The organism is Trinickia sp. NRRL B-1857 (assembly GCF_050470685.1).
In the GTDB taxonomy this organism is placed as follows: domain Bacteria; phylum Pseudomonadota; class Gammaproteobacteria; order Burkholderiales; family Burkholderiaceae; genus Trinickia.
Window position 1 is genome coordinate 3,817,221 of the sequence record NZ_JBFLUK010000001.1, and the last position, 20,401, is coordinate 3,837,621.

A 20,401-nucleotide genomic window follows, 5' to 3' on the forward strand; every position below is an offset into this window, starting at 1 on the left:
AGTCGACAATCAGTCGATCAGCCGAAGAGTCGCGCCAGCCGTTCTACCGCTTCTTCGAGCGACTCGTAAGCCGTCGCATACGATAGACGAATGTAATCGCGCGGTGCATGCCGACCGAAGTCGAGCCCCGGAACCAGGACCACGCCGGCATCGTGCAGCATCGCCTTCGTGAGCGCCGCGCTGTCACCGGCCGCCGGATGCGAGACGCCACGGCAATCGGCGTAGACGTAAAACGCGCCGTCGGGATGAACCGGCACCTTGAACCCGAGCCGCTCGAGCGCGGGCACGATGAAATCGCGCCGGCGCTTGAACTCGAGGCGCCGCCCCTCGTAAATGGCAATCGTCTCGGGCTCGAAGCAGGCAAGGGCGGCGTGCTGTGCAAGCGCCGATGCACAAATGAACAAGTTCTGCGCGAGCTTTTCGAATGCGTCGACCATCGACAGCGGGACGACTAGCCAGCCAAGCCGCCAGCCCGTCATGTTGAAGTATTTCGAGAAGCTGTTGACGGTCACGACGTCGTCGCCGAACGACAGTGCCGATACCGGCCGCGCGTCGTATGAGAGGCCTTGATAGATCTCGTCGACGATCGTAAAGCCTGCACGGGCGCGCACCGCTTTGACGATACGTTCGAGCTCCGCGGGTTCGATCGACGTGCCGGTGGGGTTCGACGGTGACGCCAGCAGCACGCCGCGCGTTTTCTCGCCCCAGAGGCGCTCGATATCGGCGGCCGTGAGCTGAAAGCGCGCCTGCGGCCCACTCGGTACGAGCACGGGCTTGCCTTCCGTCGCCGCGACGAAGTGGCGGTTGCACGGATAGGATGGGTCGGGCATCAGCACTTCGTCGTCACGATCGACGAGGGCGGCGCAGGCAAGCAGCAACGCGGCCGAAGCGCCGGCCGTGATGACGATGCGCGCCGGATCCACGACGAGCCCGTACGTGCGCTGGTAGTGCGCGGCGATCGCTTCGCGCAGCGGCGCGATGCCGAGCGCGCCCGTGTACTGCGTGACGCCGCGACGCAGCGCCTGCGCGGCGGCTTCGACAACGGGCTCGGGTGCCGTGAAATCGGGCTCGCCGATCCCCATATGGATAATGTGGCGCCCGGCCAATTCGAGCTGGCGTGCTTCCTTGGCCAGCTCCATCACGTAGAACGGAGCGATTGCGTCCACGCGCGACGCAAGCTTCGTGAGCGGTTGTGCAGCGATGTTCATTCTAAGAGCCTGTTCTTCCGGCTTCGATCGGCGCGGCCGCGGGTAGCGCACGCGCGCGAGCGAAACGGCAGGGGGACTTACCGGTTGGTACGTCCCGCCTGCGATTCCGTGGCACGCAGCTTCAACGCGAGCTTATCGAGCACGCCGTTGACGTACTTGTAGCCGTCCGAGCCGCCGAACGTCTTCGCGAGTTCGACGGCTTCGTTGATGACGACGCGATACGGAATTTCCACGTGATGCTTGAATTCGAACGCGGCAACGAGCAGCACAGCCCGTTCGACGGGCGAAAGCTGCTCGATCGGCCGATCGAGACACGGCGTGAGCTCGGCCGACAGTTCGGCGTTTTCGCGGATCACCCCGTGCAGCAACGCATCGAGGTGCTCCTGATCGGCTTTGTCGAACCCTTGCACCCCACGCAGCTGGGCATCGATTTCACCGGCGGGCGCACCCGACAGCAGCCACTGATACAGCCCCTGCGTGGCTAGTTCGCGGGAACGTCGGCGGGCGCTCTTCATGCCTCGTCCTCTTGTTCTTCGTCTTCGTCCTCGTCTTCATCGCCGCCGAGTTGTTCGAGCGCGACGGACAGGTTCGCCATTTCGACGGCCACGCGCGCGGCGTCGCGACCCTTTTCGGTCATGCGCGCAACGGCCTGTTCGTCGGTTTCCGTCGTCAGCACGCCATTGGCGACAGGGATGCCGAAGTCGAGCGCGATGCGCGAGACACCGGCGCCGCTTTCGTTCGAGACGAGTTCGAAGTGGTACGTTTCGCCGCGGATGACCGCGCCGAGCGCGATCAGCGCATCGAACTGGCCGCTTTCGGCGAGCTTTTGCAGCGCGAGCGGAATTTCGAGCGCACCGGGCACCGTGACGAGCAGTACGTCTTCGCCCGCGACGCCGAGGCGCTCGAGCTCTTCGATACAGGCATCGGCGAGGCCGTTGCAGACGGGTTCGTTGAAGCGCGATTGCACGATGCCGACACGCAGGCCGTCACCGTCGAGGTTCGGTTGGTATTGTCCGATTTCCATAAGAGGTCCGTAGAAAGTGGGTAAGAGGCGTACGTCGAGGTGTTGCCGGCGATTATGCGCCAGGCCGCACGGGCGCGCCCGGCATCGGCACGAAACCCGTCACTTCGAGGCCGTAGCCCGACATGCTGCCTAGGCGGCGCGGATTCGACAACACCTGCATTTTGCCGACGTTCAAGTCGCGCAAAATCTGCGCGCCGACGCCGTAGGTTTTGAAGTCGACGGGCCGGCGCTTGAGCTCCGCGGCCTTGTCTTGCTCGTCGAACGCCTTGAAGACGTCGATCAAGTGATCTTTGCTGTCGCTGCAATTGAGCATGACGACGACGCCGAGATCGCGCTCGGCGATTTCCTTCATGGCAGCGTCGAGCGTCCACGAGTGCGTCGACGTGCCCACCTCGAGCAGGTCGAGCACCGATAGCGGCTCGTGTACGCGCACCGGCGTCTCGAGTTCGGGCGCGGGCGTGCCGCGCACGAGGGCGAGATGGGGCGAGCCGCTCGGCTGGTCTTGGTACAGGATCGCGCGGAACGCGCCATGCGCCGTTTGCATCGTGCGTTCGGCCACGCGCGTGACGATGCATTCCGTGCGGCTGCGGTAGTGGATCAAATCGGCAATCGTGCCGAGCTTCAGATCGTGTTGCGCCGCGAATTCCATCAAATCGGGCAGCCGCGCCATCGTGCCGTCGTCCTTGATGACTTCGCAGATCACGGCGGCCGGTGTGAGGCCGGCAAGCGCCGTCAAATCGCAGCCCGCTTCCGTATGGCCCGCGCGCACGAGTACGCCGCCGGGCTGCGCCATGATCGGAAACACGTGGCCGGGTTGTACGATGTGCTCGGCGCGCGTGTCGCGCGCGACGGCGGTCGCGATCGTGCGCGCGCGGTCGGCCGCCGAAATGCCCGTGGTGACCCCTTCGGCCGCTTCGATGCTGACCGTGAATGCCGTGCCGTACTGCGTGCCGTTGCGGTACGTCATGAGCGGCAGGTTCAATTGCTTGCAGCGCTCTTGGGTCAGCGTCAGACAAATCAGGCCGCGGCCGTAGCGAGCCATGAAATTGATCGCTTCCGGCGTGACGAAATCGGCCGCGAGCACCAGGTCGCCTTCGTTTTCGCGATCTTCTTCGTCGACGAGGATCACCATCCGGCCGGCTTTGAGCTCGGCGATGATCTCGGGAGTGGAGGCGAGAGACATGTCGTTGGGAATGTTCGGGAAAGCGCGTATTTTACGCCACGGCGAGCGGCACGGTCCGTGCATTCGTGCGCGCGCGTGCGCAAGCATGCCGGCACGCGCGCGATTTGGGAAGCGAGCGGGGCGAGGCCCCTTATCGCGCTTAGCTGCGCTCGAGGAACGAGGCGATGCGCGCGGCGATCTGCCCGGGTGCGTCTTCCAGACTGTAATGACCCGCGCCCTCGATTCGATGTACGTCGCCGTGCGGGAACGCGGCGCTAAATAGCGGGAGAAAATGCTCGGCGTTCAGCGTACGGTCCCGCATGCCCCAGATCGCGAGCGCCGGTTTGACGGCGATCGCGCGGCGAACTTCGTCGCCGGGCGCTTCGAACGTGTGCGCGCCGATCGCGAAGCCCTTGGCCCAGCCGATCGCCCCCAGGCATTGCGCGACGTTGGAAAAGCGCGAGCCGTACGCTCGCAGCCAGACGTCGTCGATCAGTCGATGGTCCTCGAAGCCGTTCAGCTTAAGCGTGCTGAGAATGTTGAACTCGAGTTCGCCCAGCACTGCTTCGAGTCGGCCTTGCGCTTGCGCCTTCACGATCCATTGGAACCAGGGGGACATTCGGGCGTTCGCGGCTAACCGGTCGCCGAGGTCCGGTTGGCCGAACGGCGTCGGTCCGTTGACGGACACGATGGCGCGAATCCGATCCGGCTGGCGTGCGGCCAGCCCCATTCCGAGGGGGCCGCCGAAGTCGTGCATCACGAGCGTGATGTCGCGCAAATCGAGACCGAGCACCAAACGCTCGAGGTTATCGACGTGATCTTGCAGCCAGTAGCTGCGCCCGGGCGGCGTCGCGCTCTTGCCGAATCCCATGTGATCGGGCACGACGACCCGGTACGTCCCGCGCAAGGCGCCGATCGAATGACGGAACAGATAACCCCAGGTCGGTTCGCCGTGCAAACACAGCACGGTCTTGCCGTCGCGCGGGCCTTCGTCGACGTAATGCATGAGAAATCCCGGCGCGTCGGAAAAGTGCGGCATGTAGGGGAAAGTGCCGTCGAAAGTCTCTTCAGCTCGAATCATCGAAGCTCCCAATCAGTGACCACGAAAGAGGTGAGTGCCTTGCCGCGGGGAGTCGGTGGAAAGACGGCGACCGGCCAACACGGCATTCAAATAGCTTATGGTTTCAAGATGAAACCATTGATTTTGTAACAGGATTGGTTTTAAATTGCAACCAGTTAATCGACGATGCGGCTAGGGCCGGTTTCGGCATAAGGACTTTTTTCATGGTCAAGCGAACGTCTCACCAAGACACGGCCTGCGGCGTGGCGCGGCCCTTGGATGTCATCGGCGATGGTTGGTCGTTGCTGATCGTGCGCGATGCGCTCGCGGGGGCGCGACGATTCGGCGAGTTTCAGTCCGGGCTTGGGCTCGCCAAGAACATTTTGGCGGCGCGTTTGCGGTCGCTGATCGAGCACGGCATCCTCGAGGCCGTGCCGGCGTCCGACGGCGGCGCCCATCAGGAGTACGTGCTGACGGAGAAAGGGCGAGGCTTGTTTCCCGTCCTCGTAGCGCTACGTCAATGGGGCGACGCGTTTTGTTTCGAGCCGAACGAGTCTCGGGCCCGCTTGCTCGATGTGGAGACGCGGCAACCGCTCAAAACGGTAGAGATTCGCTCGCAAGACGGCCGCTCGCTCGCCCCCGAAGATACCGTCGTGCAGTTGCCGTGATGTGCGTCGAGTTATCGGCTCGCGCCGGCGATGAATTCGCCGAGTGCGGATCGAACGTTGCAGATGACGGTCGGCCAGTCGCCGCGCACCGGTTGGCGGAACAAACGCGCGGTCCCATACCAAGGGCTGTCGGATCGATCCAGTAGCCATCGCCAATCCGGCATGAAGGGCAGTAGCACCCAGACGGGTTTGCCTAGCGCACCGGCCAAGTGCGCGACGGACGTGTCGACGCAAATGACGAGATCGAGTTCTGCGATGAGCGCGGCGGTCTCGGCAAACGTATCGAGTGCATCGGCGACCTGAGCGATGTGCTGCGCGCTCTGCAAAGTCGCCCGATCGCCCTCGCGCACATCCTTGACGAGCGAAACGAAGCTCGCGTCGACGTCGAAGAGCGGCGCCCAATCGGCAAGCGTCATCGAACGGGCGCGGTCGTTGACGTGCGTGCGGCTGCCGCTCCAGGCGATGCCCACACGGACTCGGGCGTGTTCGGCGGGAAGGCGTTGCCGCCAGGCGTCGCGCAGGATCGGGGCGGCATGCAGATAAGGGTCGGCCGGGATCGGGCGGCGATGCGCTTTCAACGCATGCGGCAGGCTCATCAAGGGGCAGTGATAGTCGAACGGCGGCACTTCGTCGCTCGTGCCGATGACGAGATCCGCACCCGGAAATCCCTTGAGGAGCGGCAGCAGCGGATCTTGCACGCGCAAGACGATACGGCCGCCTGTTGCCGCAAGCCACGGAACGAAGCGCACGAACTGCAACGTGTCGCCGAAGCCCTGCTCGCTGTGCACGAGCAGCGTTTTGCCGTTAAGTGGGCGCTCACCGAGCCAAGCGAGCTCGCCGAACTCGTGTCGTTGACCGCCGTCGAGCCAACGCCATTCGTATTCGCGCCAGCCATGCTCGTACTCGCCCAGCAGCAAATTCGTTTGAGCGCGATTGGTGCGCGCGCCCGCATCGTTCGGTGCGATCTGGAGCGCCTTCTTGAACGCGCCCAACGCCTCGTCGAATCGGCGTTGATCGCGTAGCGCCACGCCGAGATTGACGTACGCGGTCGCGTTGTCCGGCTTCAATTCGATGGCCTGCCGGTACTGCGCGATCTCTTCGTCGAAGCGCGCAAGCAAGCCTAACGTCCGGCCTATGTTGTAGGGAATTTGCCACGCGCGGGGATTCAGGGCGCGCGCCCGGGTCAGCAGCCGCAAGGCCTCGTCGTACTTGCCCAGTTCCGAATACGACCTACCTGCCGAAAGCAGGGCGTCGAGGTGACGCGGCGAAGCGTCCAAGAGCCGTTCGAGGAGTTCTACCGCGCGCGCATGACGTCCCGCCGCTTGATTGGCGGTTGCCGCGTTGCTCAGACGCTCTGCGCTCAGGGGCAGATGCGCCAGCGCCCGGTCGAAGTAATTGGCCGCCGTCGGCGCGTCGCCTCCATGCGCGGCAATGTACCCGAGTCCTTCGAGCGCATCGCCGTTCGACGGATCGGCGGCGACGACGTCGCGCAACAGTTGAGCCGCGGCCTCGTGCCGGCCGGCGTGGAAGTGCTGTTGCGCCGCTTCGAGCAGGGCGGCAATCGATGAACTCATCGCGTCGTTGGCAGACTGTTGAACGGTATGAAGGGCGCGCGTCGATCCGCTTCGCGCACCATGTGCCAAGCCGGGCCTGCGCCGAGGGCAGTCAGTATACCGCTCGGGATGAGCCGGCTCGGCGGCGCCGCGGCCGCGCGTCGCACCGGTCAATCGACCGCGGCGTGGGACGCGGTATCGTTCCCGGAACGCTCGCGGGGCGAGCGAATCGGAGCGAGCAGCGGGATGGCGAGCAAGGTCGCGATGAACATCAGCTTGAAGTCGTTCACGTACGCGATCATGGCGGCTTGCTGCGTGATGTCTTGGTGATCGGCTTATTGCAACGAGTGCGGAAGCACTTCGCCGCCGGTATCGGCGAAGGCAGCGAATAGCCGTGCGATGGCCGGCACCGTGAGCGGTGCCGGCGCGTTGAATCAGACAACGGTCTCGCGTTCCGGCGTCGCGCTGATCTTGTGCAGGGAAAGGTCGGCGCCGTCGAACTCGCTCTCGTCGTCGAGGCGAATGCCTACCGTTGCGCGCAGCACGCCGTAGACGATTGCGCCGCCGGCCGTGGCGACCACGATGGCCGCCAGCGTGCCGATCACTTGCGCCGCGAGCGAGACGCCGCCCGCGCCGCCGAGTGCTTTTAGGCCGAAGATGCCGGCCGCGATACCGCCCCACGCGCCGCATAGGCCGTGCAAAGGCCAGACGCCCAATACGTCGTCGATGCGCCAACGGTTTTGCACGATGGTGAACATGTAGACGAACAGTACGCCGGCGATCACGCCCGTCACGAGGGCGCCGATCGGGTGCATGATGTCGGAGCCGGCACAGACGGCAACGAGTCCGGCGAGCGGGCCGTTATAAGCGAAACCGGGATCGTTGCGCCCGGCGAGCCACGCCGCGATCGTGCCGCCCACCATGGCCATCAAAGAATTCACGGCGACGAGACCGCTGATCTTATCGATCGTTTGCGCGCTCATCACATTGAAGCCGAACCATCCCACTGCGAGGACCCATGCGCCGAGCGCGAGAAACGGGATATTCGACGGCGGATGCGCGGCGATACGCCCGTCGCGCTGATAGCGACCCCGGCGCGCGCCGAGCAGCAACACGGCGGGCAGCGCCACCCAGCCGCCGAACGCATGGACGACGACGGAGCCTGCAAAATCGTGGAACGGCGCGCCAAGCGCGGAGGTCAGCCACGTTTGCAAACCGAAACGGTCGTTCCAGGCGATACCCTCGAAAAACGGATAGACAAAGCCGACGAGGATGAATGTTGCGCACAGTTGCGGGTTGAACTTGGCCCGCTCCGCGATGCCGCCCGACACGATGGCCGGGATCGCGGCAGCGAAGGTCAGCAAGAAGAAGAATCGGACGAGGGCATAACCGTTGTGTTCGGCGAGCGTCGTGGCATTGCCGAAGAACTGGACCCCGTACGCGATCGTGTACCCGATGAAGAAGTACGCGATGGTCGATACCGCGAAATCGACGAGGATTTTCACGAGGGCATTGACTTGGTTCTTCTTGCGGACAGTGCCCAGTTCGAGAAACGCGAAGCCCGCGTGCATCGCAAGCACCATTCCGGCGCCTAGCAACAGGAACAGTGTGTCGCTGCCCGATTTCAACTCATTCATAAGATCACTTGGCGCGCAAAAATAGGCGCAAGAAGCAAGTCGCGTACCAAGTCGGTGAATCGATGTGCTTTGCTTGTGCAAAACGCCACCATGCAGGTGATCCGCGCACCAACGCGGTTCGATGCTGCGAGGCGGGATGCGAAGAGTGGCGCACATAACAGGTGCGTTCAATGCACGTTAACCGAGCGCGCGCACCTGAATCGCGCATGAGGCGAGCTAGGCAAGCTTGCGGGCGATTCGCCGCCATGCGCCGTCGCCGATCCGCCAACCGAGCGTCACGCCCAGACTGGCCGCGACGATCAAAGCGACGCCGATTGTTTGTAGCGGTGTGAGCGTGCGGCCATACACGAGCCAATCGACGAGCACCGCGGTCAACGGGTAAATGAACTGCAACACGGCGATCACAGGTAACCGTAGTTTGGGGACGGCACCATAGATCAATGCGTAGGACAGGCCCGTATGCAAGATCCCAAGTCCCGCCAACCAACCGTACTGCTGAAGGCTCACGTGCGTTAGTGACGCGATCGGCACGAGCCACGGCAGGACGATTACGCCTACGGCGCATTGGATCATCGTCAGCAGGTGCGGCTTCAGACCGCCGAGCGCCTTCGCGATTAGCGTGACACCCGCATACAGAACCGATGCCAATAGCGTGAAGCCGATGCCGGTTAGATAAGCTTGGTTTGCCGATAGGGCGCTCCATCGAATTCCCGCTGCCATTGCCAGCCCGACGAAAGCGACGACGATCCATGAAAACCGCGTCGCCCCGATTGATTCCCGGAAGATGGCGGCGCCCAGTAACAGGACCCAGAACGGTTGAACATGGAAGACGACTGTCGCCACACCGATGCCGATGCGCTGAAGCGCCCCAAAGAAAAACACCCATTGCGCTACCATCAGCACACCCGAGAGCAACGCCAGCCCGATTAAGCGGCCGCTGTAGCGTTGGCTACGAAAGTAGCCCTTCCACAAGCAGTAGGCGGCTAGGGTGGCCAGTCCGAAGACGCATCGATAAAACACCGTCGTTATCGGATCGAGCCCGGCTCGTTCGACGAATACGCCCATCGTGCCCATCAGCACAGCGGCGCCGGAAAACCCGATCACACCTTGGCGGGACGGGGATAGGCCCGAAGAAGGGACGATTTGCATGAAGGCTCCTGAATGAGCGTTCAAGTATCCGGGGCTTGATTTGTCGACTCAAGCGAATAAAACTGAGCGAACTCATCAACGTCCTTTATGAATCATGGCGCCCGATTTCGACTCGGATCTACTCAGGACTTTCATCGCCGCCGCCGAACTGGGCAGCTTCACGAAGGCGGCACAAGCCGTCTACCGCTCGCAGGCCGCGGTCAGCATGCAGATCAAGCGATTGGAAAGCGCGATGGGCACGGCTTTGTTCGTCCGCGATACGCGAAATCTGTCGCTGACGCGTGCCGGCAAAACGCTGCTCGAATACGCCCGCCGCATCTGCTCGTTGCAGCAAGAGGCGTGGGCCGCCGTGGCGCGGCCCGATATAGCCGGGCACGTCGTGCTCGGGAGCCCCGACGATTACATTTCATCGTTGCTGCCGCCCGTCTTGCATCGATTCTCGGCGATGTATCCGGCGGTCGATATCACAGTCATTTGCGCTCAGAGCACCGCGCTTGCTCCCATGCTGGCCGAGAACAAGATCGATCTGGCCTTCGTCACTCGCGATCCGAGCTTGCGGCTGAACGGCGATTTCATTCGTCGAGAGCCGGTGCATTGGGTAGGAAAGGCCGATGAGTCGCGGCTGTGGCAGGCGCGCCCGCTGCCGGTCGCGCTTTATGAGTCGGGCTGCGCGGCCCGAGCCCACACCGTCGCTGCGCTCGATCGCGCGGGTTTGCCGTATCGGGCGACCTACAGCAGCGCGAGCATGCTGGGACTACTGGCCGTAGTGGATGCGGGGTTGGCTGTCGCGGCGTTGGCGCGGTGCAGTATTCCCGATCGATTGAGTGTGCTCGGCGGTCGGTTTGGGCTCCCGGATATCGAACCGCTCGATATCGTAGTCGCCCGCAGTGCGAAGTCCAATCGCCCTACCTGCGATTTTCTCGCGGCTCAAATGCAGCAGGACCTGAGTCGGCCCGAGTTGGCTGACATCTAACGTTCACAAGCCGCCGATAGCATCCACGAGCTGCGGCGGCTCATTGCCTTACCCGCCGCGAAACGCGCGCCGGACCACGGCGCGTGAGTTCTTCCAACGTCGATTCTGGCGACGATCGCATCGCGCTTGCCAGCATTCGAGACACCCGCCCGCCATGCCAACGCCTACGTCCGCGTCGCGCTGTCCTATCGAGGCCGGCATAGGTCGAGGTATGGTTGCCATCACTTCAAAGGCCCGAACACAATGACGAAGAACATCACCGCCGATTCATCTTTGGACGCAACAAGCGCAGGGGTCTCGCGCCGCGGTTTCCTCAAGCTCGCGGGCGCGTCGGGATTTGCCGGCGCGGCTGGGGCGCTGGCCGGCGCCGCGAGAGCGGCGGATTCGAACGCCGTGGCCGACGGCACGCCCGAGCAAATCCATATGACGTGGGGTGAGGACCCCACGACGGAAGTGGTGATTTCGTGGGCATCGCAAGCCGCGGCGACGCATCCGCGCGTGACGGTCACGTCGGATCACGGTCACAGCAAGACCGTGCACGCAGTGCAGCGTACCTACACGGACGGCCTGAGTGGCGCCGTCGTCTTCGCCTACCATGCGCGTTTGCATGATTTAAAGCCGGATACGACCTACCGCTACGAAGTCACCGCCGAGAACAGCAGTGCCCTGGGCAGCCCGTTCAGCGCGACCTTCAAAACCGCGCCGCGCGGGCGCAAGCCGTTTCGCTTCACGAGCTACGGCGACCTCGCCACGCCCAACACCAATTGGGTCTTGTCCTCGCCGCAAAGCCGGTTCGCGGTGGAAGCCGTCGAGCGTTTCCAGCCGCTCTTTCACTTGCTGAACGGCGACCTGTGTTACGCCAATCTGAACCCGACGCATCAAACGGAGGTGTGGCGCGATTTCGCGAACAACGTGCAAACGTCCGCTGCCAACCGTCCCTGGATGCCGTGTCCCGGCAACCATGAACTCGAGTTCTACAACGGCGAACAAGGTCTCGATTCGTACCGGACGCGCTACACGCTTCCCGAGAACGGCACGCATTTCCCCGGGCGTTGGTACGCATTCCAAGTGAGCTCGGTCCTGTTCATTTCGCTCGATGCCGACGATATCGTCTATCAGGACGGAGCCGCTTTCGTCGCGGGCCCAGCACCGCTCGTACCGGCGGCAAGTACGGGCAATGCGCCGATCCAGCCGGGCACGTCGCTATACGTGCGCGGCTATAGCAACGGCGAGCAAACGCGCTGGCTCGAGAAGACGTTGCGCCGGGCGGCCGACTGCCGCGACATCGACTGGATCGTCGTGCAAATGCACCAGGACGCATTGAGTTCGTCGAAGACCGGCAACGGGTCGGACAAAGCGCTACGCGAGGCATGGTTGCCGCTGTTCGAGCGCTACGGCGTCGACCTCGTGCTGTGCGGGCACGATCACGACTACGAGCGCAGCTACCCGGTATGCGGCTGTTTCCGTCACATGGGAACGGACGTGAACACGGGCGAGCGCGTGGATACGCTGACGCCACGGCCGGTGCGTCACGCGCAAGTGGGCGCGAACACGTTCGATATGACGCGCGGCACGATCCACCTGATCCTCGGCGGCGGCGGTACGAGCGCGCCGCTCGATGTGTACGGCCTCGATAGCGGTACGGGCAATCCGCAAGCGAAGGTGTTCACGAAACCGAACCGCCCGGTACCGGGCTCGAAGGAGGGGACGTTTGTGCGGGCTCCGGCCGATGCTGTGGAAGACGCGGTATGGTCCGCCCAGCGCGATACGGGCACGGGCTACGGCATCGCGGTGTTCGACGTCGATCCCGGCGAGCATGGCGGTAGGACGACGATCACGATGAACTACTACCATGCGCCCGGCGCGGACCAAGCGCCGACGGGCAACTACGAACTCTTCGAGACGGTCACGCTGACGAAACATCGGCGCTAATCGGCCTTGCGCCCGCCGCGCCGCCACTTGCGCGGCGGGCGGGCTTCCTACTCGCCTCATGAGTCGATTTCGACCGCCACGGTCGCGCGCCGTATCGGTTGAATACCTTCCAATAAAAAAGCTCGACTTCTCGATTTTTCGTTCTATAGTATGACCATTCGTCGTTTCCGAGAGCGGCGATGGCGGTGGATGCGACGGATCGCTCATCTAGGCAGCGGTTCGTTCGACGACAACAATACTGGGAGATATCGATGAGCGAAATGCTTGTAGCCGACATTCTCGTATCCACGGAAATCCTTCGAGGCTATCGCCTTAACGAGTCGGCCGTATTCCCAGCGCCCTCTGCATAAACCGGCTTCATCTCCCACTTTTAATCCCGCTGTCCCGTCGAATCTTCGACCGTTTCCGAAACGAGCGATCGATCTGGCGTTGCTGTTCCCACTGAGCGAATCTGCCGTCCTATCGAAGGGCGTGTCGATTTGCGCGCTTTCGACGGATTGTGCCTCGGCCGCGCGGCGGCGATCGCGGCGGGATAAGTGTCGCCTTTCACTAGGCGACAAGCATCGATCGCCGAACGTCGTCGGCCGGAAAAAACGTAGCCGAACGTGATTTAACGATGGAGATGTTGATTAGCGATTTCTCAATACAGTCTTACTAATAACGACGTCCCTACCAGGAGGTTCAACATGAAGCATGGCGTATTACTTCGTCGCCTGTGGCTGACGGTGGTTCTCGGATTCGCTTTGTTGTTCGTAGGCCCGACGGTTTCCTTGGCGGCCGGCCTTCTACCGTGCGACATCTATGCGAACGGCGGGACCGCTTGCGTCGCCGCGCATAGCACGACGCGCGCATTGTTCGCCAATTACGACGGTCCGCTTTATCAAGTGAAGCGCGCCTCGGACGGCCAGACGAAGGACATCGGCCTGCAAGCGACGGGCGGCTACGCCAAGGCGAGCGATCAGGATGCATTTTGCGCGGGCACGAGCTGCATCATTAACGTCATCTATGACCAAACCTCGAACCACAACAACCTCACGATCGAGCCGAAAGGCGGTAACGGAGGCGCGGACAATGGGGTCCCCGCCGATGCGTTGCCGGTGACGGCAGGCGGCAGGAAGGTCTACGGCGCATCGTTTTCCGGCGTGATGGGGTATCGCAATGTCGCCACCACGGGTGTCGCACGCAACGGCAGTCCCGAAGCGATGTACATGGTCACGTCCGGCACGCACTTCAACAGCGCGTGCTGCTTCGACTACGGCAACGCGGAGACGTCGATCACCGACACCGGCAACGGCCACATGGATGCCGTCAATTTCGGGAACGAGTGCTGGTTCTCGCCCTGTAGCGGCAGCGGTCCGTGGGTTCAAGCGGACCTCGAAAACGGACTGTTCGAATCGGGCGCGGGCCCGAGTCAAGATTCGGCGAACACCGGCAATACCGAGCCGTACGTCACCGCGATGCTGAAAAACGACGGACAGAAAACCTTCGCTCTAAAGTACGGCAATGCGCAAAGCGGGGCGCTGACGACGAGCTATTCCGGGCCGCTGCCCTCGAACGGCTACCAACCCATGCATCTCGAAGGATCGATCGTGCTGGGCACGGGCGGCGACAACAGCAATGGTTCAATCGGCTCGTTCTTCGAAGGCGTGATGACGGCCGGCGTGCCGAGCGATGCGGTCGACAACGCCGTTCAAGCGAATATCGTGAGCGTGGGCTACGGCGGACCGACCGCGGCTGCCGGGACGCTCGCGCAAGATTCGACGGTCTCGTTCAATGCGACTACGCCGTGTTGCACGACGCGCTATATCAGTCAGCAAAGCGGCGGCACCGCGCAAAGCGGCACTGTCGTGACGGCCGTGGTTTCGAGCGCGAGTTCGGCTTCGGTTGCGCAAGACTCGACGTGGATCGTTCGTGCCGGTCTAGCCGATGCGAGCTGCTACTCGTTCGAATCGCGCGACTATCCCGGCGAGTTCATGCGCCACTACAACTACCACGTCTATCGACAGCCCATGGACGGCACGCAGCAATTTCGGCAAGACGCGACGTTTTGCGCCGAGGCGGGGAAGGATGGGCAAGGAACGTCGTTCCGTTCGTACAACTATCCCACCCGCTATCTGCGCCATTACAACAATACGGTCTATATCAGCAGCGACGGCGGGACGAACGATTTCGATTCCGCGAATCTGTGGGCTTACGATGTGAGTTGGCTCGTGACCACGCCTTGGGCGCAATAAGAGGCGAAGCACGCTTTGGCTAGAGGCAATCGCAGGTAGTGCAGCCGGTTGCCTCGGCCCGGCTGTGCGCTATCCGGCGCTGTTCAACGGCTGACCTCGATATCGGACAAGTAGCGCCAAAGCGCGGCGGCAACGGGGCCCGCTGGGCGATGGCGCAGGCGTGCCGCGACGATATCGAGCTTCGAGCGTTTGAAATGCCGGCCTTCGAGCGAGACGAGCTTGCCGCTGCGCAACTCCTTGTCGATCAGATGCAACGGCATATGCCCCCAACCCATACCTTGAACGATCAATTCCTTTTTCGTGTGTTGATCGGCGACGGTCCAGTTCGGCGCGTCTTCGATGACGAAGTAATCGCGCGCCGGTTGCTTCGCGGTATCCCGAATGATCACCTGCACATAGGGGCGCATCTGTTCGGGCGTGAGCGATCGGGTGACCGGAAACGCGAGAAAACCCGGTGCGGCGACGGGCACGAGCGTCACCTTCGAAACGTCGGTCCATTCGAAGCGCGTGTCGCTCTTATCGATGTGGTGGAGGATGAGATCGGCCTCTTCGGATAGCAGACGCTCCCACGGACCTCCAATGACTTCGAAGTGCAAATGCAATCGCGTTTGCGGCCACAATTTAAAGAACCGCTTCAGCAATATCAGGGCATCACGCGTGGGCGTGAGGTCGCCCACTACGACGCGCAAATCGGTTTCCTCCCCCCGAGTCAGTTGCGCGCATAGCGTCTCCAGCGACGCGGCGTGGCCCAACACCGTCGCGGCCTGACGGCGAAACGTCTCGCCGGCTGGCGTGAGCCCTACCCGATATTGGCTTCGATCGAGTAGCGTCACCCCTAAGCGGTTCTCCAGGTTTTTCACCGCCGCGTACACGGCCGGATGGGTGCGGTGCAGCTTGTCGGCCGCGGCCTGAAAGCTCCCTTCGGCAATCACCGCATCGAAACAAGCAAGCTCGTGCAAAGAGAAATTCAATGTTCGATTTCCTTACGATGATTGACTTGGATTCTTAATTTCTCCTATTGATGATAACGCTTAGCCTAGCGTCTGACATCACTCAGAGGGAGACTGGAGCAAATGAAAGCGATTGTGCGGCAGCAGTATGGCGGCCCGGAGCAACTTCACGTTTGCGACGTGCAAGAGCCCGTGGCCGGCCCGGGCGAAGTGCTCGTGCGTGTGAAGGCTTTCGGTATCAACCGCGCGGAGCAGTACTTTCGGCAGGGCCTCTGGGGCGAAGTCGCGGCGATTTCCGGCATCGAATGTGCTGGCGAGGTCATGCATGATCCGGCTGGGCGTCTTCTCACGGGCCAGCGCGTGTTTGCGCTCATGGGCGGCATGGGGCGCACGCGCAGCGGCAGCTACGCTGAGTGCGTGTCCGTGCCGGCTGCCAATGTCGTGCCCATGTGCAGTGCGCTCGATTGGGATGAGTTGGCGGCTCTGCCGGAGTCGTATGCGACGGCGTGGAGTTGTCTCTTCGATAACCTGTCGTTGAAGCGCGGCGATAGAATTTTGATTCGCGGGGCGACGTCCGCGTTAGGTTTGGCGGCGCTCAATCTGGCGCGCTATGCGCAAGCCGAAGTGATGGCGACGGTGCGACGCGCGGAGCGCGTAGCGATGGCGCGAGCCCATGGGGCCGACGAGGTCTCGATCGAAGGCGACGTGATGGCCGATGTCCTGCGCTGGGCGCCAGGCGGCGTCGATGCCGTGCTCGACCTGATCGGGACGAATACGTTACTCGAGTCGTTACGCGTGACATGCCGTGGCGGACGCGTGTGTATCGCGGGCTTTTTGGGCGGCCATGGGCATATCGGTGCGTTCGACCCGATCGAGCATTTGCCTAGCGGGCGGCAACTGAGCTTCTTCGGCAGCGCGTTCGTCTACGGTACGCCGGAGTACCCGCTGACAGACGTTCCATTTCAGCGCATCGTCGATCTGGTCGAAGCGGGCCGGATTCAAGCCAAGCCCGCCCGCGTGTTCGCATTCGACGACATTCAGGCGGCGCATCGAATGTTGGACGCGGGGATGGCCGGCGGCAAGATGGTGGTCATGTGTTAGGCGGAGGCACATGGGGCGATGCCCCTTCTCTTGTCAGGCGCGTCGGGCGCTCGCCGGTTATACGTCGACGATGACGAGGCTACCGTGGCTGCCGGGCAGGACCGCGTGGGGCGTGCCCGCGACCGCCAGGTACATTTGGCCGGATTCGACGACGACCGTTTCGTCGGCAACCTTCAGTAAAAGCTTTCCATCGATCACTATGAGCGCTTCGTTGTAGTCGTGGATTTCCTCTTCGTAGGGCTGGGCATCCATGCGCAAGATCTTGATCTTGGCGGGCCCGACCTCGCCCACGATCGACGACTTCCAAGCTTCGGTTTTTTTAGCGGCAAGCGCGTTGAAATCAATGAGGGGCATATCGGTCTCCGGAAGCGCGTTATTGTGGCGCGGCTGAGCGGAAATCGACAGATACGGTAGGCGGGTTGACTACCGTTACGGATTAGCGGTCTTTTCGATGCGAAACGGACGCGCTTCGGCTCCAACCGTCTTGGCGCCCGCGCCGTTCCGCTGGTCGTCGGCACGGTTTGGGGCGTCGTGCGGACGCTCGCCTCGCCCGTACGACGTTTTCTGACATGGCCGGCTAGTCTGTGCGACCGGGGCGAATCTGCCTTGCAAGCCCCGGCAAGTCTGGTATCAGGCGAGCGCTTGCGCGCATTCGTGCATCACGGCAGCCTTGCGGCGCAGGTAGTCCTGAAATAGCGCTTGTGCGGCCGCTTCGTTGAGCGTCACCTGCATGGCGTCGGCGAATGCCGTGACGGCTCGCACCGCATGGGCAAAATGGTTGCTCTCGGTCCCACCCGTATGCACGGTCACCCACGCGACCGTGTGGCGCACACGCTCGGCCGGAACACCGACGTGCGTATGGAACCACGTCTTGTAGAGATCGTGGATGTACTCGACTTCGCCATGGGTGTAGACCTCATGAACGAGCGTCGTGAGCAGCCCCTGGAGCAGATCGCGCTCCTTCAGGCGCTGGCGGTCGGTCCAATCCTTGAACGCTTGTGCGGAAGGCAGGCAGGCCGATTTAAGAAGCCATGCGTCGTCGCCGCACGCGGCCGTCGCCATCGTGTAGAACAGATCGGCGTGTAGTACGCCACCGAGCGCACCCAGGTCCTCGTCGGTAATGCGTTGCAGGCTTGCGCACACCTCATAGAGTCGGCTGGAGGCGACCGAGGCCGCGTCCGAGCGTGCGAGCAGCGTGATCCGATTGGCCAGTCCGGAGACGCTCGCCGCGGAATTATTCGTTTTCGACCAGCTTGCAAAGAAAGGACGAAGTGCCGACGCAGGATGCCGGCGCTCCGTCAAACGATGAAATGCATCCTCAATTTCTCGCAACGATGATTGCTCGGTCGCGAAGGCGGTGATTAGCGCTCGCTTCAGCACGCCGCACTCCATCTCGGAAAGTACGGGCATGACGATATTGAGCACCCCGGATTGCGATTGAATTGTTTCCATCTTTTTTCTCTCAGGTTCTAGTTATGATTTGAAATTAACGAATCGAACTGATTTCACACGAGCCCAGCTTGTCGCGCGCCGACTGGGGTCCCCGCCCGCCAGCCGATTAACGCGAGTGTTCCAACGATCGCCTGAGCACCGGCGACAAATGCGACACAACCGGCCCAACCCCAGTGATGCCATGCAGGCACCGGCAGGATCGAGCCGAGACTTCCACCGAAGTAGTAGAAGGAAAGGTAGACTCCGACTGCCGTCGATCGCACGCTCGGGGCCTTCAACGAAATGAAGGCGTTGGCCGACGCCTGCTCGACGAAAACCGCGGTCGAACCCAGGGCTAGGCCGCTTAGGATCACGATCACATTGTTCGACAGCGTCAGCAACGCACCGACGATCGCGAGCCCCGCGGCGGCAAGTGCAAGATCGCGCGGCCCGCGCCGGCCTGCGATGCGACCCGCGATCGGCGTGACGATGATCGCGACGAGAAACACCGTGTAGATCGCACCGATTTCGACCGTATCGAAGTTGAACGGCGCGCGTGCGAGCCGCAACCCGACGAACGTGAAGGTGGCAACTTGCGATGCAAGGACGCACATACCGAGCAAGAACGAGGCGAGCAGCGGGCCGCTTGTCAGCAGCTTGAGACGCGACTCGCCGGCGGCCTCGATATGGGAAGCGGTAGTGCCTTGCGCGTGCGCCGTGCGCGATGCCGGCAGGCAGAGATAGATCGCAACGCCCGTTGCTAGGCACAGCCAGGCGACGATATCGAGCGCATAACGCCAACCGGAGATCGACGTGAGCGTGTTCGTGACGAAGCGTCCTGCAAATCCCCCGAGCGTCGTGCCTGCAACAAAAAGCGCGCTGACTTCGGTTGCCGTACTGCGACTGAAAGTCTCGCCGATATAGGCAATGGAAATCGCGAAAATGAACGGCATTAGCATGCCCGCCGCGAAGCGGGCGGCGAGGAACGATGCGAACGTTGCCGCATGGGCGGACCACAAGACCGGGAGCGCGACCGCCGCCGCGGCGTACGAGATCACCTTGCGGCGATCGAAGCGTGCAACCAGCGTACCGACGAACGGAGCGATAATGGCAACGGCCAGCGTGGTCATACTGACGCCTTGTCCGGCACGTTCCGCACTCACGTCGAATGTCTCGCCGAGCTCGCGCAGAATGCCCTGCGTCGAATAGAGGTTGAGAAACGCTGCGAATCCACAAAGGAAAAAGGCGATTCGGATTGTCTTGCTCGTCGTATCGTTCACGGATAAAGCTCGATCGGGTTCACGCGATAGTCTGACGATGGATCGACTCCTGGGCCAATACCGTTTTCATTGCTATTGATACCGGAAGAACAACAATGCTCGACCTGCGGCGCCTTCGCTATTTCGTGACCATCGCGGATGAATTGCACTTCGGACGCGCCGCATTACGATTGCGTATCGCACAACCACCGCTGACTCGCCATATCGCTGCGCTGGAGGGCGAACTCGGCATCCGGTTGTTCGACCGCTCGACGCGTGCGGTGCATCTCACGCAGGAAGGCGCGCTGTTTCTCGAGCACGCGCGCAGCGTGATCCATGCGGTCGACGAGGCTGAAGCGACTGCGCGCAAAATAACGCACGGTCTCGTCGGCCGCATCGTAGTCGGCTATGCGAGCTCGATTCCGATGTCCGATACGTTCTCGGGGATCGTCCGCGAGGTGAGTCGCAATATGCCCGAGGTGGAATTGGCATTCCGGGAGGTGTCGACCGCCAGTCAACGCCAGCAGATCGTCGACGGCGCGATGGACGTCGGCTTCGGCTGGTCTACGGCGAAAAACGCCGACGAGCGCATCAGATCGCTCGTGGTGTCGCGCGAGCCGCTCGTCGCGGCGGTGCCCGTGCAGAGCCGGTATGCGGGTCGTGAGACGATCGCGTTCGAAGAACTTGCCGAAGAAAGTTTCGTCACGTTTCCACCGGGGTATGGTTCCGCGTTGAACGCCGCGCTGGAAGATCTCTCGGCGCGGGCCGGTGTCGCGCCCCCGATGGGCGCGACCGCATCGCAGATCACAACACTCGTGTCGTTGGTGGCTGCGGAACGTGGGGTCGCGATTGTGCCCGGCTTCACGTCGACCTTGCAACGCTCCGGCGTCACGTACGTGCCGCTGGCCGAACCCTACGTACTCGAACAGACCGTGTTTTGGAGCGAGCCGTTCTCGTCGCCCTGCGTCGAGCGCTTCATCAAGTTCGCACGGTCGCTCGCGTAAGCGCCGGACATTCGAGCGACCGTAACGTTTGCGCGTTGCGTCGCGCCTCGGAAGCG

Annotated in this window: 18 protein-coding genes and 1 pseudogene; 6 read left to right on the forward strand and 13 right to left on the reverse strand. The window is 62.5% G+C overall.

Translation table 11 applies throughout. The annotated features are described in order from the left end of the window. Positions 1-17: 17 nt before the first annotated feature. The 5 genes from AB1286_RS17085 to AB1286_RS17105 all read right to left on the reverse strand — a co-directional run bounded on the left by AB1286_RS17085 (position 18) and on the right by AB1286_RS17105 (position 4,475). Entirely contained in the window at positions 18-1,208 is a 1,191-nt protein-coding gene (locus AB1286_RS17085) for a pyridoxal phosphate-dependent aminotransferase (RefSeq protein WP_430364371.1), read from the reverse strand. Between the two features lie 77 nt (positions 1,209-1,285). Further along, entirely contained in the window at positions 1,286-1,723 is a 438-nt protein-coding gene (gene nusB, locus AB1286_RS17090) for a transcription antitermination factor NusB (protein ID WP_430364372.1), read from the reverse strand. Continuing rightward, positions 1,720-2,232 (reverse strand): 6,7-dimethyl-8-ribityllumazine synthase, encoded by a 513-nt coding sequence (gene ribH, locus AB1286_RS17095; protein WP_430364373.1) that lies wholly within the window; start codon positions 2,230-2,232, stop codon positions 1,720-1,722. The genes nusB and ribH overlap by 4 nt, the downstream gene beginning before the upstream one ends. Positions 2,233-2,284: 52 nt before the next feature. Beyond that, positions 2,285-3,415 (reverse strand): bifunctional 3,4-dihydroxy-2-butanone-4-phosphate synthase/GTP cyclohydrolase II, encoded by a 1,131-nt coding sequence (ribBA, locus tag AB1286_RS17100; RefSeq protein WP_430364374.1) that lies wholly within the window; start codon positions 3,413-3,415, stop codon positions 2,285-2,287. 139 nt (positions 3,416-3,554) lie between these two features. Beyond that, on the reverse strand, positions 3,555-4,475 hold the full coding sequence (locus AB1286_RS17105) for an alpha/beta fold hydrolase (protein ID WP_430364375.1): 921 nt from the start codon (positions 4,473-4,475) through the stop codon (positions 3,555-3,557). A 203-nt stretch (positions 4,476-4,678) separates the two neighbouring features. Between AB1286_RS17105 and AB1286_RS17110 the strand changes: the two genes are divergently transcribed. Then, on the forward strand, positions 4,679-5,122 hold the full coding sequence (locus AB1286_RS17110) for a winged helix-turn-helix transcriptional regulator (RefSeq protein WP_430364376.1): 444 nt from the start codon (positions 4,679-4,681) through the stop codon (positions 5,120-5,122). 11 nt (positions 5,123-5,133) lie between these two features. Here AB1286_RS17110 and AB1286_RS17115 read toward each other — a convergent pair whose 3' ends face one another. The 4 genes and pseudogenes from AB1286_RS17115 to AB1286_RS17130 form a co-directional block, all read right to left on the reverse strand. Then, positions 5,134-6,696, reverse strand: a complete 1,563-nt coding sequence (locus tag AB1286_RS17115; RefSeq protein WP_430364377.1) for a tetratricopeptide repeat protein — start codon at positions 6,694-6,696, stop codon at positions 5,134-5,136. 149 nt (positions 6,697-6,845) lie between these two features. Continuing rightward, positions 6,846-6,995, reverse strand: a pseudogene (locus AB1286_RS17120) (multidrug transporter); the annotation flags it as partial. 114 nt (positions 6,996-7,109) lie between these two features. Next, entirely contained in the window at positions 7,110-8,312 is a 1,203-nt protein-coding gene (locus tag AB1286_RS17125) for an ammonium transporter (protein ID WP_430364378.1), read from the reverse strand. Between the two features lie 216 nt (positions 8,313-8,528). After that, a complete protein-coding gene (locus tag AB1286_RS17130) occupies positions 8,529-9,461 on the reverse strand; it encodes a DMT family transporter (RefSeq protein WP_430364379.1) in 933 nt (310 codons plus the stop codon). Positions 9,462-9,555: 94 nt separating this feature from the next. Between AB1286_RS17130 and AB1286_RS17135 the strand changes: the two genes are divergently transcribed. The 3 genes from AB1286_RS17135 (at position 9,556) to AB1286_RS17145 (ending at position 14,600) form a co-directional block, all read left to right on the forward strand. After that, complete coding sequence (locus tag AB1286_RS17135; protein WP_430364380.1) at positions 9,556-10,434, forward strand: LysR family transcriptional regulator; 879 nt, start codon at positions 9,556-9,558, stop codon at positions 10,432-10,434. A gap of 243 nt (positions 10,435-10,677) precedes the next feature. Next, a complete protein-coding gene (locus AB1286_RS17140; RefSeq protein WP_430364381.1) occupies positions 10,678-12,366 on the forward strand; it encodes a purple acid phosphatase family protein in 1,689 nt (562 codons plus the stop codon). Positions 12,367-13,052: 686 nt separating this feature from the next. Next, positions 13,053-14,600, forward strand: a complete 1,548-nt coding sequence (locus AB1286_RS17145; protein ID WP_430364382.1) for an alpha-L-arabinofuranosidase B — start codon at positions 13,053-13,055, stop codon at positions 14,598-14,600. Positions 14,601-14,683: 83 nt separating this feature from the next. Here the strand turns inward: AB1286_RS17145 and AB1286_RS17150 are convergent, their stop codons facing one another. Continuing rightward, positions 14,684-15,571 (reverse strand): LysR family transcriptional regulator, encoded by an 888-nt coding sequence (locus AB1286_RS17150; protein ID WP_430364383.1) that lies wholly within the window; start codon positions 15,569-15,571, stop codon positions 14,684-14,686. Positions 15,572-15,673: 102 nt separating this feature from the next. On the opposite strand from AB1286_RS17150, the gene AB1286_RS17155 reads away from it, so the two are divergent. Continuing rightward, the gene (locus AB1286_RS17155) at positions 15,674-16,651 is read left to right on the forward strand and encodes a zinc-binding dehydrogenase (protein ID WP_430364384.1); all 978 of its coding nucleotides are present in this window, start codon (positions 15,674-15,676) and stop codon (positions 16,649-16,651) included. A gap of 57 nt (positions 16,652-16,708) precedes the next feature. Here AB1286_RS17155 and AB1286_RS17160 read toward each other — a convergent pair whose 3' ends face one another. From AB1286_RS17160 to AB1286_RS17170, 3 genes are all read right to left on the reverse strand, one after another. After that, positions 16,709-17,005 (reverse strand): cupin domain-containing protein, encoded by a 297-nt coding sequence (locus tag AB1286_RS17160; protein WP_430364385.1) that lies wholly within the window; start codon positions 17,003-17,005, stop codon positions 16,709-16,711. Positions 17,006-17,281: 276 nt separating this feature from the next. After that, on the reverse strand, positions 17,282-18,103 hold the full coding sequence (locus AB1286_RS17165) for a hypothetical protein (protein ID WP_430364386.1): 822 nt from the start codon (positions 18,101-18,103) through the stop codon (positions 17,282-17,284). Positions 18,104-18,156: 53 nt separating this feature from the next. Further along, positions 18,157-19,362, reverse strand: a complete 1,206-nt coding sequence (locus AB1286_RS17170) for an MFS transporter (RefSeq protein ID WP_430364387.1) — start codon at positions 19,360-19,362, stop codon at positions 18,157-18,159. Positions 19,363-19,457: 95 nt separating this feature from the next. On the opposite strand from AB1286_RS17170, the gene AB1286_RS17175 reads away from it, so the two are divergent. After that, positions 19,458-20,345 (forward strand): LysR family transcriptional regulator, encoded by an 888-nt coding sequence (locus AB1286_RS17175; protein WP_430364388.1) that lies wholly within the window; start codon positions 19,458-19,460, stop codon positions 20,343-20,345. Positions 20,346-20,401 lie beyond the last annotated feature (56 nt).